Genomic DNA, 14,660 nt, shown 5'->3' on the forward strand with positions numbered 1-14,660 from the left:
GGTCACGCCCTTTGATCTCTGTCAAAGCCTTTCATATCTTTCACCCCTAAAACTCTCCTGGCCTCCCCTTGCGCCGCACCCAACTCGCACCACATTTTCTCCAGCGGGCGCCTTCGGGGCTCGCAAATCATATGGCGCTTGGGCGATGCTACGGGTCCCTGGGCGTGCAGGAAGGAAGAACCCATGAATTTCGAACGCTACACGGAACGGGCGCGTGGTTTTGTGCAGTCGGCGCAGTCGCTTGCCTTGCGCGAAGGCCATCAGCAATTCGCCCCGGAACACCTCCTCAAGGTGCTGCTCGACGACCCGGAAGGGCTCGCGGCCGGTCTGATCGACCGGGCCGGCGGCAATTCGCGCCAGGCGCTGATGGCCGTCGAGGCCGCCATCAAGAAATTGCCGAAGGTGCAGGGCTCGGGCGCCGGCCAGGTCTATCTGACGCCGCAGCTTGCCCGTGTCTTCGAAGCCGCCGAGAAGGCGGCCGACAAGGCTTCCGACAGTTTCGTCACGGTCGAGCGGCTGCTGCTGGCGCTCGCCATCGAGAAGGATTCGGAAGCCGGCAAGGCGCTGGCCAATGCCGGCGCGACGCCGCAGAACCTCAACAAGGCCATTGAAGCCCTGCGCAAGGGCCGCACGGCCGACAGCGCCACGGCCGAGAACGCCTATGACGCCTTGAAGAAATATGCCCGCGACCTCACCGAGGCCGCGCGCGAAGGCAAGCTCGACCCGGTGATCGGCCGCGACGAGGAAATCCGCCGCACCATCCAGGTGCTCTCCCGCCGCACCAAGAACAATCCGGTGCTGATCGGCGAGCCGGGTGTTGGCAAGACGGCGATCGTCGAGGGCCTGGCGCTGCGCATCATCAATGGCGACGTGCCGGAGTCCCTCAAGGACAAGGCGCTGCTCGCCCTCGATATGGGCTCGCTCATCGCCGGCGCGAAATATCGCGGCGAGTTCGAGGAGCGGCTGAAATCCGTGCTCAACGAGGTGATGTCGGCCGAAGGGCAGATCATCCTCTTCATCGACGAGATGCACACGCTGGTCGGCGCGGGCAAGGGCGAGGGCGCCATGGACGCCTCGAACCTGCTCAAGCCTGCGCTGGCGCGCGGCGAACTGCATTGCGTCGGCGCCACCACGCTCGACGAGTACCGCAAGCATGTCGAGAAAGACGCGGCGCTGGCGCGGCGCTTCCAGCCGGTCTTCGTCGAGGAGCCGACGGTGGAGGACACCATTTCCATCCTGCGCGGCCTCAAGGAGAAATATGAGCAGCATCACAAGGTGCGGGTGACCGACAGCGCCATCGTGGCCGCCGCCACGCTCTCGAACCGCTACATCACCGACCGCTTCCTGCCCGACAAGGCCATCGACCTCGTCGACGAGGCGGGCGCGCGGCTGCGCATGCAGGTGGATTCCAAGCCTGAGGAGCTCGACGAGCTCGACCGGCGCATCGTCCAGCTCAAGATCGAGCAGGAAGCGCTGAAGCGCGAGAACGACGATGCTTCCAGAGACCGGCTCGCCCGGCTCGAAAAGGAGCTGGCCGATCTCGAGGAGCGTTCGTCCGAGCTCACCCAGCGCTGGAAGAGCGAGAAGGACAAGCTCGGCCGCGCCGCCGATCTCAAGGGCCAGCTCGACAAGGCCAAGAACGAGCTCGCGGACGCCCAGCGCCGCGGCGAGTATCAGCGTGCCGGCGAGCTGACCTATGCCGTGATCCCGAAGCTCGAAAAGGATCTGGCCGAGACCGAGGCAAGCGAGGGCAAGGTCAGCATGGTCGAGGAGGCCGTGACGGCCGACCACGTGGCGCAGGTCGTCTCGCGCTGGACGGGCGTGCCCGTCGACAAGATGCTGGAGGGCGAGAAGGACAAGCTCCTGCGCATGGAAGACGTGCTGGGCGCCCGCGTGGTCGGCCAGGGTGAGGCCGTGCAGGCTGTCTCGACTGCCGTGCGGCGCGCCCGCGCCGGCTTGCAGGATCCCAACCGTCCCATCGGCTCCTTCATCTTCCTCGGCCCGACGGGCGTGGGCAAGACGGAGCTGACCAAGGCCTTGGCCGCCTTCATGTTCGACGACGATACGGCGATGGTCCGGCTCGACATGTCCGAATATATGGAGAAGCACTCGGTGAGCAGGCTCATCGGTGCGCCTCCGGGCTATGTCGGCTATGACGAGGGCGGTGCCCTCACCGAAGCCGTACGGCGCCGGCCCTACCAGGTCGTGCTGTTCGACGAGATCGAGAAGGCGCATCCGGATGTCTTCAACGTCCTGCTGCAGGTGCTCGACGACGGGCGCCTGACGGACGGGCAGGGGCGCACGGTCGACTTCCGCAACACGCTGATCATCATGACCTCGAATCTGGGAGCCGAATATCTGGTCAACCAGAAGGAGGGCGAGGACTCCTCAGCCGTGCGCGAGGAAGTCATGTCGGTGGTGCGCTCGCATTTCCGGCCTGAGTTCCTCAACCGCGTGGACGAGATCATCCTGTTCCACCGCCTGAAGAAGGCACAGATGGGCGCGATCGTCGACATCCAGATGGCCCGGCTGCAGAAGCTCCTCGACGAGCGCAAGATCACGCTGGAGCTCGACGATGCGGCCAGGAACTACCTGGCCGACAAGGGCTACGACCCGGCCTATGGCGCGCGCCCGCTGAAGCGCACGATCCAGAAGCTGGTGCAGGACCCGCTCGCCGAGATGATCCTCTCCGGCAAGGTCAGGGATGGCAGCCAGATCCCGGTCAGCGCCACGGGCTCCGGCCTGATCATCGGCGGCCGCGCGGTCAACGCCGTGGCGGCCTAACCCTGGGAGCGCGGACGTCCCGTCCGCCTCTTGAACCTCGACAATCAAAAGAAAAGGCGGGTCCGAACAGGCCCGCCTTTTTTGTTTCCTATCGGTTTGCCGAGCCTCTCAAACATAGGCGCGCGACCCCCTGGGACCGCAGGCGTCTCGCCTGCTCTTGGAAACGATGCGGTTCAAGGTGCAGGCGAGACGCCTGCGCTCCCAGGGGATCCCGCGTTCATTTCCGGTAAAGACGCCACTCGCCGATAGGAAGAGCGGACGGGACGTCCGCGCTCCCAGTCAATCCCGCGAGCCCGGCGTGCCCAGCCGGATGCCTTCCAGGTTCACCCACAGCGCCATCAGCGTGCACACTGCGCCGGACAGCAGGTACACCCCCGAAGCCGCCAGGCCGAAAAACGAGGCCAGGCCCAGCGCCACGAAGGGGGCGAAGCCGGCGCCGAACAACCAGGCGAGGTCGGAAGTCATCGCCGCGCCGGTGTAGCGGTACTGGATCGGGAAGGCCGAGTTCACCGCGCCGGAAACCTGGCCGAAAGTGAGGCCCAGCAGAACGAAGCCGGCGATCATATAGGCGATCTCGCCGGTGTTGCCGGCATTCAGCAATTGCGGGGCATAACCGCTGTAGACCGCGATGCCCATGGCGCAGACGGCGATCAAATTGCGCCGGCCGAAGCGGTCGGCGATCGGGCCGGAGGCCGCGATGGCGACGACGCCGAACAGGGCACTGACGATCTCGATGAACAGGAACTGCGCCGGACTCTCCTTGGTCTCCAGCACCACCCAGGCCAGCGGAAACACCGTCACCATGTGAAAGAGGGCGAAGCTCGCCAGCGGAGCGAAGGCGCCGATGATGATGTTGCGGCCCTGCTCCTTCACGGTCTCCATGATCGGGGTGGGCTGCAGTTCCTGGGTCTGGAACAGCTCGGCATATTCGGGCGTGGCGACGATGCGCAGGCGCGAGAACAGGGCCACCACATTGATGGCGAGCGCCACGAAGAAGGGATAGCGCCAGCCCCATTCGAGGAAATCGGCCGGGCTGAGCGTGGTGTAGAAGAAGGCGAACAGGCCGCTGGCGACGATCAGTCCGAGCGGGGCGCCGAGCTGCGGGATCATCGCATACCAGCCGCGCTGGCCGGCGGGGGCGTTGAGGCTGAGCAGGGAGGGCAGGCCGTCCCAGGTGCCGCCGAGCGCAATGCCCTGGCCGAAGCGCAGGATGCAGAGCAACGTGCCCGACCAGGCGCCGACGGTGGCGTAGTCGGGCAGGAGGGCGATCGAAACCGTCGAGCCGCCAAGCATGAAGAGGGCGATGGTCAGCTTGATCTCGCGGCCATAGCGCCGATCGAACAGGGTGAACAGGGCGAGGCCGATGGGTCGGGCGATGAAGGCGAGGGCGAAGATGGCGAAGGACCACAGCGTGCCGGCCAGCGCATCATGGTTCGGAAAGGCGAGCTTGGGAAACACCAGCACCGAAGCGATGGCATAAACGAAGAAGTCGAAATATTCCGAGGTGCGGCCGATGATCACGCCGATGGCGATCTCGCCCGGGGCGATCGTGTGATGCCGCGAGGCGGGTTGGCCGGAATGTGTCGTGCTCGTCGTGCTCATCATCGCTCGGCTTGCTCCTGAGCCTTTATATCACGGCCCCGGTCGGAGGGGACGGGAGAATGGGCCCGGTGGCGTCGGACCCGATTTCCTTATTCGGACCGATGCTACGGGGCTTTGGTGTCATATCTTTTGCGCCGAAACCAGATACCCACTTTTCGGCACGAAGTTCCCTGTGCAAATCGCCTAAACGCTGCTTTGCTCCAGTTTCCCAACTCTAACGCGTTTTGCAATTCTTGACGATTTCATCAGGTCACAAAACACTATTGGGGGTACCTTTTGCCGTCTTTGTGATGATATTGTCATTGGACAAAATGTCCAATGTGCATCCCGGAACCGGAGGCGTATCGGCACGACATGAGACAGCCATCCCATGCCCACCAGCATCGTGCCGAAAAGTGGAAGCCGGTTTTCGGACGTAACGATGCGACCACCAGAACCCGATCCAAGCTCTGGCGCAGCCTGTTGGCGCTGCCCTTGCTGGGACTGCTGACCGGTTGCAATGCCGTCGTCCTTTCCCCTTCGGGCGACATAGCGGCCCGGCAGCGCGATCTTCTGCTCTACTCGACCGCTCTCATGCTGGTCATCATCATCCCGGTGATGGCACTCACCATCCTGTTCGCCTGGCGCTATCGCCAGTCCAATACCTCGGCACGCTACGAGCCGGACTGGGATCACTCCACCCAGCTCGAACTGGTGATCTGGGCAGTCCCGCTGCTGATCATCATCGTGATCGGCGCCATCACCTGGACTGGTACCCATCTGCTCGACCCCTACCGCCCGCTGGAGCAGGTGGCCGCTGGCAAGCCGGTTGCCGCGGATGCGCAGCCGCTCGAGGTGCAGGTCGTCTCGCTCGACTGGAAGTGGCTGTTCATCTACCCGCAATACGGCATTGCCACCGTCAACGAGATGGCGGCGCCGGTCAACCGGCCGATCAGCTTCAAGATCACCTCCTCGACGGTGATGAACTCCTTCTACATCCCGGCGCTGGCGGGGCAGATCTATTCCATGCCGGCCATGGAGACCAAGCTGCATGCCGTCATCAACCAGCCGGGCGAGTATGAGGGGATCTCGGCCAATTACAGCGGCGCCGGCTTCTCCGGCATGCACTTCAAGTTCCACGGCCTCGACCAGGCCGGCTTCGACCAATGGATCCAGAAGGCGAAGAGTTCGGGCAGCGCGCTCGACCGCGCCAGCTACCAGGTGCTTGAGAAGCCCAGCGAGAACGAGCCGGTGCGCTACTACAATTCCGTCGACGGGGACCTCTACCACGCCATCCTCAACCTGTGCATCGAGCCCGGCAAGATGTGCCTGGACAAGATGATGAGCGTGGACGCCAAGGGCGGTCTCGGCATGGAGAGCATCAACAATGTCCGTCCGCTGGTCTACGACAAATATGCCCGCCGCGGCTCGGTGTTCGGTCCCGACCCCTATTACGTCGCCGATTATTGCAGTGTGCCCAGGCCCGGCGAACTCGACACCTGGAAGCAGTCCGTACCGGCACTGCGCAGTCCGTCTTCGGCTCTATCCCGCCCGCAAGCCCTTCGCCTGCCGGCCGAGCAATCTCCTGCTCGGCGTGGCTAGTTGCAACCAAACATCGATCGGTCCTTGCCATGTCCTCCACTGACACGGTCGCAGTGAGCCCCATTTTTGGCCGGTTCACCCTCGAAAGCATCCCCTACCATGAGCCGATCCTGGTCGGCACCTTCCTCGTGGTGGCGGCCGGCGGCATTGCGGTGCTGAGCGCCATCACCTATTTCCGCCTCTGGGGCTATCTGTGGCGCGAGTGGGTCACCAGCATCGACCACAAGCGCATCGGCGTCATGTATCTGATCCTGGCGCTGATCATGTTCCTGCGCGGCTTCTCCGACGCCATCATGATGCGCGCCCAGCAGGCGATCTCCTTCGGCGACTCGCAGGGCTACCTGCCGGCGCATCACTACGACCAGATCTTCACCGCCCATGGCGTGATCATGATCTTCTTCGTGGCGATGCCCTTCGTCACCGGCTTCATGAACTTCGTGGTGCCGCTGCAGATCGGCGCGCGCGACGTCGCCTTCCCCTTCCTCAACAATTTCTCCTTCTGGATGACGACGGCCGGCGCGGTGATCGTGATGATGTCGCTGTTCGTCGGCGAGTTCGCCAAGACGGGCTGGCTCGCCTATCCGCCGTTGTCGGGCATCGCCTACAGTCCGGATGTCGGGGTCGACTATTACATCTGGGGCCTGCAGGTGGCCGGCATCGGCACGCTGCTGTCGGGCGTCAACCTGATCGCCACCATCGTCAAGATGCGCGCACCCGGCATGACCATGATGAGGATGCCCATCTTTACCTGGACGGCCCTGTGCACCAACGTGCTGATCGTCGCCGCCTTCCCGGTGCTGACGGCCGTGCTCGCGCTGCTGTCGCTCGACCGCTATGTCGGCACGAACTTCTTCACCAACGACCTCGGTGGCAATCCGATGATGTATGTGAACCTCATCTGGATCTGGGGCCATCCGGAGGTCTACATCCTCGTGCTGCCGGCCTTCGGTATCTTCTCCGAAGTCACCTCGACCTTCTGCGGCAAGCGCCTGTTCGGCTATACCTCGATGGTTTACGCCACGGTGGTGATCACCATTCTGTCCTACCTGGTGTGGCTGCATCACTTCTTCACCATGGGTTCCGGCGCCAGCGTCAACTCCTTCTTCGGCATCACCACCATGGTGATCTCGATCCCGACGGGTGCGAAGATCTTCAACTGGCTGTTCACCATGTATCGCGGCCGCATCCGCTTCGAACTGCCGATGATGTGGACGGTGGCCTTCATGCTCACCTTCGTGATCGGCGGCATGACGGGCGTCATGCTGGCCGTGCCGCCGGCCGACTTCGTGCTGCACAACTCCCTGTTCCTGATCGCCCACTTCCACAATGTGATCATCGGCGGTGTGCTGTTCGGCATGTTCGCCGGCGTGAACTACTGGTTCCCCAAGGCCTTCGGCTTCAAGCTCGACCGCTTCTGGGGCCTGATCTCCTTCTGGTTCTGGGTGGTGGGCTTCTGGGTCGCCTTCATGCCGCTCTACATTCTCGGCCTGATGGGCGTGACCCGGCGCCTGCGCCACTTCGACGATCCCTCGCTGCAGATCTGGTTCGTCATCGCCGCCTTCGGCGCGCTGCTGATCGCGGTCGGCATCTTCGCTCTGCTCATGCAGTTCTATGTCAGCTTCAAGAACCGCGAGCAGCTGCGCGACACGACGGGCGATCCCTGGGATGGCCGCACGCTGGAGTGGTCGACGTCCTCGCCGCCGCCCGTCTACAACTTCGCCTTCACGCCGGTGGTGCATGACCTCGACACCTGGGCCGACATGAAAAGCCGCGGCTACCAGCGTCCGCTGGAAGGCTTCAAGCCGATCCATATGCCCAGGAATACCGGCGCCGGAGCCATCCTGGCCCTGTTCTCCGCCGGCTTTGCCATCGGCATGATCTGGTATGTCTGGTGGCTGGCCATCCTGTGCTTCGTGGCCGCGGTGGTGGTCGCCATCGGCCATACCTTCAACTACAACCGCAACTTCCACATCCCCGCCGAACAGGTGATCGCCACCGAAAATGCGCGCACGCGCCTTCTCGCGGCGGGAGAATGATCATGTCGCAGAATACCATCCTCATGCCGGACACCGAGGCCAAGAGCGCGGCCCCGGTCTTCTACCTGGCGGACGAGCACGACCATCCCGAGGGGTCGAGCACGATGCTCGGCTTCTGGATCTACCTGATGAGCGATTGCCTCATCTTCGCGATCCTGTTCGCCACCTTCGGCGTGCTCGGCGGCAATTACGCCGCCGGCCCTTCACCGAGGGACGTGTTCGAGCTGCCGCTGGTGGCGCTCAACACCTCGATGCTGCTGCTCTCCTCGATCACCTATGGCTTCGCCATTCTGTCGATGATGGAGAACCGCGTCGGCGCCACGCAGGGCTGGCTCGCCGTCACCGCCTTGTTCGGCATGGCCTTCGTCGGCATCGAGCTCTATGAGTTCCACCATCTCTTCGTGGACGGCGCCACGCCCCAGCGCAGCGGCTTTCTCTCGGCCTTCTACACGCTGGTCTCCACGCACGGGCTGCATGTCAGCACGGGCCTGCTCTGGATGTTCACGCTGATGGTGCAGGTCGCCCGCTATGGCCTCACCACCGCCAACCGCCGCCGCCTGATGTGCCTCAGCCTGTTCTGGCACTTCCTGGACATCATCTGGATCGGCGTCTTCACCTTTGTCTACCTGATGGGGATCCTGCGATGAGCGCCGACGCCCACCACGACGACCTCGCGCCCTCGCACGGCACCCGCAAGAGCTACATCACCGGCTTCCTCATGTCGGTGGTGCTGACCGCCATCCCCTTCTACCTGGTGATGAGCGGGGTGCTGTCGAACCTTGCCACCTCGCTGATCGTCATCGCCCTGGCGGTGATCCAGATCTTCGTGCACATGATCTACTTCCTGCACATGGACGCCAAGTCCGAGGGCGGCTGGAATCTCATGGCCCTGATCTTCACCGTGGTGCTGGTGGTGATCACGCTGACAGGTTCGATCTGGGTGATGTACCACCTGGTCAACAACATGATGCCTGTCTCCGTGCATGACATGAGCCAGATGCCGTGAGACCGCCGCCATGACCCGGGACGGTGACCGAGAGGACCGGTCATCCCGCTCGGCGGCCGCCTTCACCGGCCTGGTGCTGGCGCTGGTCTTCGCCGTCATCGTGCTAGCCGGGCTCGGCCTCTGGCAGGTCGAGCGGCGCACCTGGAAGCTTGGCCTGATCGACCAGATCGATACCCGCATCCATGCTGCTCCGGCGCCAGTCCCGGGGCCGGAAGACTGGTCGGGAATCGGCGCCGACAAGGACGCCTACCGGCATGTCCAGGCCGTCGGCTCCTTCCTCGATGTGCCTCCCACCTTCACGCAGGCGACCACCGCTTTGGGCGGCGGCTATTGGGTGCTCTCGCCGCTCAAGACCCACAAGGGCTTCGTGGTGCTGGTCAATCGCGGCTTTGTCTTGCCGGGCCAGCGCGGCACGGTGGGCAATGCCTTCGGGCCGGCCGAGGTGACCGGCCTCCTGCGCGTCAGCGAGCCGGAAGGCGGCTTCCTGCACAGCAACGATCCCTCCGACGACCGCTGGTACTCGCGCGACGTCGACGCCATCGCCCAGAAGCGCGGGCTCAAGGACGTCGCCCCCTATTTCATCGACGCCGACAAGGGCTCCCCGGATGCCGTGCCGGTCGGCGGGCTGACGGTGGTGGACCTGCCCAACAACCATTTCGTCTATGCGCTGACCTGGTTCGCCCTGGCGATCATGGCGGTGGCGGGGCTGGTGTTCCTGATCCGGGACGAGCGGAAGGCAAGGCGGGGGTAACCTCTGGGATCGCAGGCTTCCAGCCTGCATCTTCCTTTGTCGAGAGCGCGGCGGCCCCAGGACTCACCGCAGCCGCCGCTTCTCCAGCTTCCGCGCCAGCGTTCTTCGATGCATGCCGAGCCGGCGCGCCGTCTCGGAGATGTTGAACTGCGTCTCCACCAGCGTCTCGTGGATGCGCTCCCATTCCAGGTTCTTGATCGAGGTGGGGGCAGCGCCGGTCGGCACGCTGGCGTCGCCGTTGCTGCGCTGGAAGGCGGCCTCGATGTCGTCGGTGTTGGAGGGCTTGGCGAGATAGTGGCAGGCGCCGAGCTTGATCGCCTCCACCGCGGTGGCGATCGAGGCAAAGCCGGTGAGCACCACGATCTTCATGTCGGGATCGTGGAGATGCAGAGCCTTGACACATTCGAGGCCCGAGCCGCCGGCAAGCTTGAGATCCACGACGGCATGGTCGGGCGAGTGCTCCTCCAGGAGCTTGCGCACCTCCTCCAGGCCGGCCGCCTGATGCACCGCATAGTCGCGGCGCTCGAAGGAACGGCGCAGGGCACGGGCGAAGGAGGTGTCGTCCTCCACGATCAGCAGCGTGCGCTCAGGCTCCATCGGCCTCTCCTGCCTCGCCGGGGGAGAGGGAAGCGAGCGGCAGCGTCAGCTCCACCCGCGCGCCGCCGGTGATTTCATTCCCAGCCGTTACCGTGCCTCCGAGCTTGCGCACCACATTCACCACCAGGAAAAGACCGAGGCCGCCGCCCGGCCTGTTCTTGCTGGAATTATAGGGTTTGCCGAATTGGTCCAGCATTTCCTTGGCAAAACCGGGCCCTGCATCCCTGACCTGCAGGGCGATCATGTCGTCCCGCCGCTCGAGCGTGACGCCGACCCAGCTCGCGGAGGCTTCGAGCGCATTGTCGAAAAGGTTGAAGACGATCTGCTTGAGGGCCGAATCCGAGACGATCGCTGCATCCGCCCCGAAGACGTTCTCATAGTCGAACCAGGCCGGCGAGCGGTGGGCGCGCCACTCCTCCGCCAGCCCGTCGAAGAAAATGTTGACGCTGGTGCGCAGCGTGCCCTCGCCGCGCATTTCGCCGGAGGACATCAGGATGCCGGTGACGATCGCCTTACAGCGGTCGAGCTGGCTGCGCATTTCCTGCAGCTCCTGCGTCACCTCGCTGTCGGCCTTGAACAGGGGCATGCGCTGCCAGTCGCTGAGGATCACCGAGAGCGTGGCGAGCGGGGTACCGAGTTCATGCGCCGCACCGGAGGCGAGCAGGCCCATGCGCACGATATGGTCCTCCTCGGCCGATTGCTGGCGCAGGCTGGCGAGGTGGGCATCGCGCGCCCTGAGGTTGCGGTCGATACGGGTGACGAAGAACACCAGGAGGATCGCCGCCAGCACGAAGCAGATGAACAGGCCCTGCGTCTGGAGGTTGGTCAGGTCGCTGCTGGTCTGCCGTGGAAGGGCGATGGGCCGGTTGTAGGTGGTCAATCCGATGAAGCAGGCGCTGGTGATGGCGAGTAGCGTCCAGATCGACCAGGTCTCCAGCAGCACGGCGCCGATGATCACCTGCAGGAGATAGAGATAGATGAAGGGATTGGAGGCCCCTCCGCTCAGATAGAGCTGCACGGTGAGGGCGGCGACATCGAGCAGGAGCTCGAGGAAGAGCTCGGTGTTGCTCACCGCATCCTGGTTGCGATGGCGCAGGAGGCTGACGACGTTGAGCGCCACCAGGAAGGCGATCACCACGGCCATCTCGATGAGGGGCAGGGGGATGCCGAGCACGAGATCGACGAAGAGGATGGTGACGACCTGTCCAATCACCGCCAGCCAGCGCAGCTGGATGAGCAAATAGAGGTTCTTCTTGTTGGTGGTGTCCTGGATCGAGTTCATCGTGCTGTTCTGGCACGGATCGGGCAAGGGCGCGAGGAGCCTCCCCCGGCCTCAGCTCTTGTTGATGTTGCCGTTCGAGATCTCGGCCACGGGCGCCTTGCTCATCAGGCCTTCGATACGGTCGCGTTCCTGCTTGAAGGCGGTGAGGAGGTCGCCATTGAGCTCGCGGCCCTGCGGCAGCTTGATGCGCATCGGGTCGACGAAGCTGCCATTGATCTTCACCTCGTAGTGGATGTGCGGGCCGGTCGCTAGGCCAGTCATGCCCAGATAGCCGATCACCTCGCCCATGGTGACCTGGGCACCCTCCACCGAGGTGCGGGCGAAGCCGCTCATATGCGAATAGGTGGTGACATAGCCATTGGCGTGCTGGATCTCGATATGGCGGCCATAGCCGTTGGTCCAGCCAGCCTTGACGATCGTGCCGTTGCCGGTGGCGTGGATGGGCGTGCCGATCTTGTCGGCCCAGTCCACGCCGGTATGCATCTTGTAATAGCCGAGGATCGGGTGGCGCCGCATGCCGAAGGTCGAGCGCATCTCGCCGCCGTCGATCGGCTTGCGGGTCAGGAATTTGCGGGCCGACTTGCCGTCCTCGTCGTAGTAGTCGACCTTGCCGTCATCCATGCTCTGGAAGCGGTAATAGCGCTTGAGCTCGCCGTTGACGGTGAGGGCGGTGTAGAGGATGTCGCCCACCGGCTTGCCGCTGTCGTCCTGCTCGTAGAACAGCTCGAAGGTGTCGCCCGGCTTGGTATGACGGGTAAGATCGACGTCATAGGCATAGACATGCATCAGGCGATCGATCATCTCCTTCGGCACCTGCTGCTTCATGGCCGTCTCGTAGATCGAGTAATACAGCCTGATACCGGTGCCAGTGTCGTCGTCGCCATTGTCGTCGCCACCGGCATTCTGGTTGTCCTGCGCGTTGGCGGCGATGTCGGTCGAGGTTGGGTCCTGCACCGAGACATAGTCGCCGGTATCGGAAAGCACCACCGTGCCCAGATGCTTGTCAGCGCTGTAGACCGAGAGCCGCACGGGGCGCGGCCTGTCGTCGTTCTCGCCGCCGGGCGCCACCAGCACGCGCAGGCGCAGGCCGCCATGCAGCTTGCCGACATCGCCGAGCGCCTTGGTAATCGCCTCGGTCTCCTGGTCGGTGGCGCCGAGGCCGCCGAGGATGGAGGAGAGCGTGTCCTTCTCGCCGACCTGGATGGTCTGCTCCTTCGAGCTGACCTCGCCGACGGTCTTGCTGACATTGGTGAAGTTCTCGGGGACGATGGTGATCTTCAACGCCGAATCGGGATCGGTCTGCACGTCGGTCTCGCGCAGGGCCGTGAGGTCGGGGCTGTCGCCCTCCTCGTCGTCGGACAGCGCCACGAATTGCGGCGGCAGGTCGGCGGCAGGGCCTGCGCCCTGGCTCTGGGCGCGCACCAGGGCGGCCACCTGGTCATCCGGCAGGAGGGGGCCTGACGTCGGTTGGAAGCTCACGCCGGCGAGGTCACGGCTCGCCACCGTCACCTCGCCATCATCGTCGGGGGCCTGTTGCTGGGGCTGCTCCGCCGTCGGGGCGAGCGCCGCATCGGGATCGGCCGCCAGCGCCTGCGGGTTATAGGGGGGCACTTGCGAGGCGAGGCTTCCCGAGGCCATCTGCAGGCTCGCCAGGATGCGCGCGAAAGGCTTGACCTTGATCACATCCTTGTCGCCCACCTTGGTGGTGGTGGAGATGCGGATGACCTGATGCGCCTCCATCGTGTCTGTTTGAATCAGGATGCGGTCGGACTTCTGGCTGGTATTGGTCTGCGTCTCGCTGTCCCTGGCGACGCCGGGGGCGATCTGGGGCAGGCTGGCGATGCTGTACTCGCCGTCGAGGGCGGCATAGACCGCGCCGCCCATCAGGCCCGCGCCGAACAGGCCGGTGAGAATCGTACCGGTGAGCCAGCGCAGCGAGACCTTGCGCCGGTCGAGTGCCCGGCCGCCATCGGCCGATAGGGGCGGCTGCATGCCGGGGTCCGTGGCCCCGTGCCGGTCCTGACGCATATCCCTGTGGGCCGATCGTGGAGACAAAGTCGATTATTCCGCCAGATTACGCTGAACCCTGAAGGCGGGCCGCAATTCATGAAGATCGCCCGATCCTGGGCGCGGACGGTGCCTCAGACAGGGGCGCCGGTCAATTCCAGAACCTCCTTAACCCCTGATCAATTGGGCCGAAGTGGGGCGGGAGGCAAGATTCAGCCGATTCCCGCCCTCGAATCAGGCCAGTGATGGGTACAGCCAATCTACGCGCGTTGGATGAACGAAATGCTGACGGCCGGGAACGACCAGGCAGAACCGCCTCATTCCTTCCTGCAAAGCCAGGCCTGCACTGCGGCGAGAGCCTTCGCCAAGACGGTACACGTACGCGCGCGATCGCTGCGGTGACTTTGGAGGTTGGAAGCGGGATTCTCGCCAGCCCATCGTCGCGCCCGCGCTGACCCGTTGGATCTGCGCGGTTCTCAAGGGCGGGGTTTCCATCACCGCCATCGACCGGAGCCGGCGCGCGGGCGCCTGAAGGCGGTATTCACCATCTCGAATCCGCGCTGCGGAGGGGAAAGGGATGGGGCACAAAAAAGCTCGGCTTTCTAGAATCTTGCCAATGAAATCAACATCTTGCTCAATTTTAGGGCAAGCTTCTCCACAGGGGGCGGCTAAAAAATCGTCACGCAACCGTCAAAAAAATGAAATCGGCTGTTGACGCCTGAAAAGTCCCCCTCTATACAGCGGCCATCGACGGACGGCGCTGCCGCGAATGAGCGGCGGGGCTGGTTTGTCGCCTCTTCTGCTTAAGAACGCGGGGTTTCGAACCTAGTGCGAGCTGGGGCCGAAGGGGCGTCTGAGAGATTGAATGAGTTCTGCTCGTTCCCGCTATTTGACAATTGCATCGGAAGAAAGAGAAACGCAGGCGACGATGTTCTTGCGGATACCCTGGAAGGGGTATCGAAAAGTGAGACTTATCGGCGAGACTGCGTTTTAAAGAGCTACCCCTGTATTTTT

General features: G+C 63.9%; 10 protein-coding genes. 6 read left to right on the top strand and 4 right to left on the bottom strand.

What is annotated here, in order from left to right; all coding sequences use genetic code 11:
* The first annotated feature begins 183 nt into the window (after positions 1–183).
* Complete coding sequence (gene clpB, locus QQL24_RS19125) at positions 184–2,784, top strand: ATP-dependent chaperone ClpB (RefSeq protein ID WP_284313890.1); 2,601 nt, start codon at positions 184–186, stop codon at positions 2,782–2,784.
* A gap of 279 nt (positions 2,785–3,063) precedes the next feature.
* Here clpB and QQL24_RS19130 read toward each other — a convergent pair whose 3' ends face one another.
* Entirely contained in the window at positions 3,064–4,386 is a 1,323-nt protein-coding gene (locus QQL24_RS19130) for an MFS transporter (protein ID WP_284313904.1), read from the bottom strand.
* A gap of 354 nt (positions 4,387–4,740) precedes the next feature.
* Between QQL24_RS19130 and cyoA the strand changes: the two genes are divergently transcribed.
* The 5 genes from cyoA to QQL24_RS19155 are packed head-to-tail and all read left to right on the top strand — an operon-like array spanning position 4,741 to position 9,760.
* Positions 4,741–5,967 (top strand): ubiquinol oxidase subunit II, encoded by a 1,227-nt coding sequence (gene cyoA / locus QQL24_RS19135; protein ID WP_284313891.1) that lies wholly within the window; start codon positions 4,741–4,743, stop codon positions 5,965–5,967.
* Positions 5,968–5,996: 29 nt separating this feature from the next.
* Positions 5,997–8,003: a cytochrome o ubiquinol oxidase subunit I gene (gene cyoB, locus QQL24_RS19140; RefSeq protein WP_284313892.1), complete on the top strand. Its 2,007-nt coding sequence runs from the start codon at positions 5,997–5,999 to the stop codon at positions 8,001–8,003.
* Positions 8,000–8,650, top strand: a complete 651-nt coding sequence (gene cyoC, locus QQL24_RS19145; protein WP_431310716.1) for a cytochrome o ubiquinol oxidase subunit III — start codon at positions 8,000–8,002, stop codon at positions 8,648–8,650. Before cyoB ends, cyoC begins: the two co-directional genes overlap by 4 nt.
* Positions 8,647–9,009, top strand: a complete 363-nt coding sequence (gene cyoD / locus QQL24_RS19150) for a cytochrome o ubiquinol oxidase subunit IV (RefSeq protein ID WP_284313894.1) — start codon at positions 8,647–8,649, stop codon at positions 9,007–9,009. The genes cyoC and cyoD overlap by 4 nt, the downstream gene beginning before the upstream one ends.
* 10 nt (positions 9,010–9,019) lie before the next feature.
* Positions 9,020–9,760 carry an SURF1 family protein gene (locus QQL24_RS19155; protein ID WP_284313895.1) on the top strand — a complete coding sequence of 247 codons (741 nt, stop codon included), beginning with the start codon at positions 9,020–9,022 and terminating at the stop codon, positions 9,758–9,760.
* Between the two features lie 63 nt (positions 9,761–9,823).
* Here QQL24_RS19155 and QQL24_RS19160 read toward each other — a convergent pair whose 3' ends face one another.
* From QQL24_RS19160 to QQL24_RS19170, 3 genes are read right to left on the bottom strand one after another with little or no spacing between them, the layout of a single operon-like run.
* Positions 9,824–10,357, bottom strand: a complete 534-nt coding sequence (locus tag QQL24_RS19160) for a response regulator transcription factor (RefSeq protein ID WP_284313896.1) — start codon at positions 10,355–10,357, stop codon at positions 9,824–9,826.
* A complete protein-coding gene (locus tag QQL24_RS19165) occupies positions 10,347–11,639 on the bottom strand; it encodes an ATP-binding protein (protein WP_284313897.1) in 1,293 nt (430 codons plus the stop codon). Before QQL24_RS19165 ends, QQL24_RS19160 begins: the two co-directional genes overlap by 11 nt.
* Before the next feature lie 51 nt (positions 11,640–11,690).
* Positions 11,691–13,631, bottom strand: coding sequence for a M23 family metallopeptidase (locus QQL24_RS19170; protein ID WP_284313898.1), 1,941 nt, complete (start codon positions 13,629–13,631; stop codon positions 11,691–11,693).
* Positions 13,632–14,660: the final 1,029 nt, after the last annotated feature.

Origin of the sequence: Labrys miyagiensis, assembly GCF_030160835.1 — a bacterium.
GTDB lineage: Bacteria > Pseudomonadota > Alphaproteobacteria > Rhizobiales > Labraceae > Labrys > Labrys miyagiensis.

Coding starts and splice junctions, on each gene's coding strand:
- clpB (WP_284313890.1), top strand. CDS start 184: ATGAATTTCGAACGCTACACGGAACGGGCGCGTGGTTTTGTGCAGTCG.
- QQL24_RS19130 (WP_284313904.1), bottom strand. CDS start 4,386: ATGAGCACGACGAGCACGACACATTCCGGCCAACCCGCCTCGCGGCAT.
- cyoA (WP_284313891.1), top strand. CDS start 4,741: ATGAGACAGCCATCCCATGCCCACCAGCATCGTGCCGAAAAGTGGAAG.
- cyoB (WP_284313892.1), top strand. CDS start 5,997: ATGTCCTCCACTGACACGGTCGCAGTGAGCCCCATTTTTGGCCGGTTC.
- cyoC (WP_431310716.1), top strand. CDS start 8,000: ATGATCATGTCGCAGAATACCATCCTCATGCCGGACACCGAGGCCAAG.
- cyoD (WP_284313894.1), top strand. CDS start 8,647: ATGAGCGCCGACGCCCACCACGACGACCTCGCGCCCTCGCACGGCACC.
- QQL24_RS19155 (WP_284313895.1), top strand. CDS start 9,020: ATGACCCGGGACGGTGACCGAGAGGACCGGTCATCCCGCTCGGCGGCC.
- QQL24_RS19160 (WP_284313896.1), bottom strand. CDS start 10,357: ATGGAGCCTGAGCGCACGCTGCTGATCGTGGAGGACGACACCTCCTTC.
- QQL24_RS19165 (WP_284313897.1), bottom strand. CDS start 11,639: ATGAACTCGATCCAGGACACCACCAACAAGAAGAACCTCTATTTGCTC.
- QQL24_RS19170 (WP_284313898.1), bottom strand. CDS start 13,631: ATGCAGCCGCCCCTATCGGCCGATGGCGGCCGGGCACTCGACCGGCGC.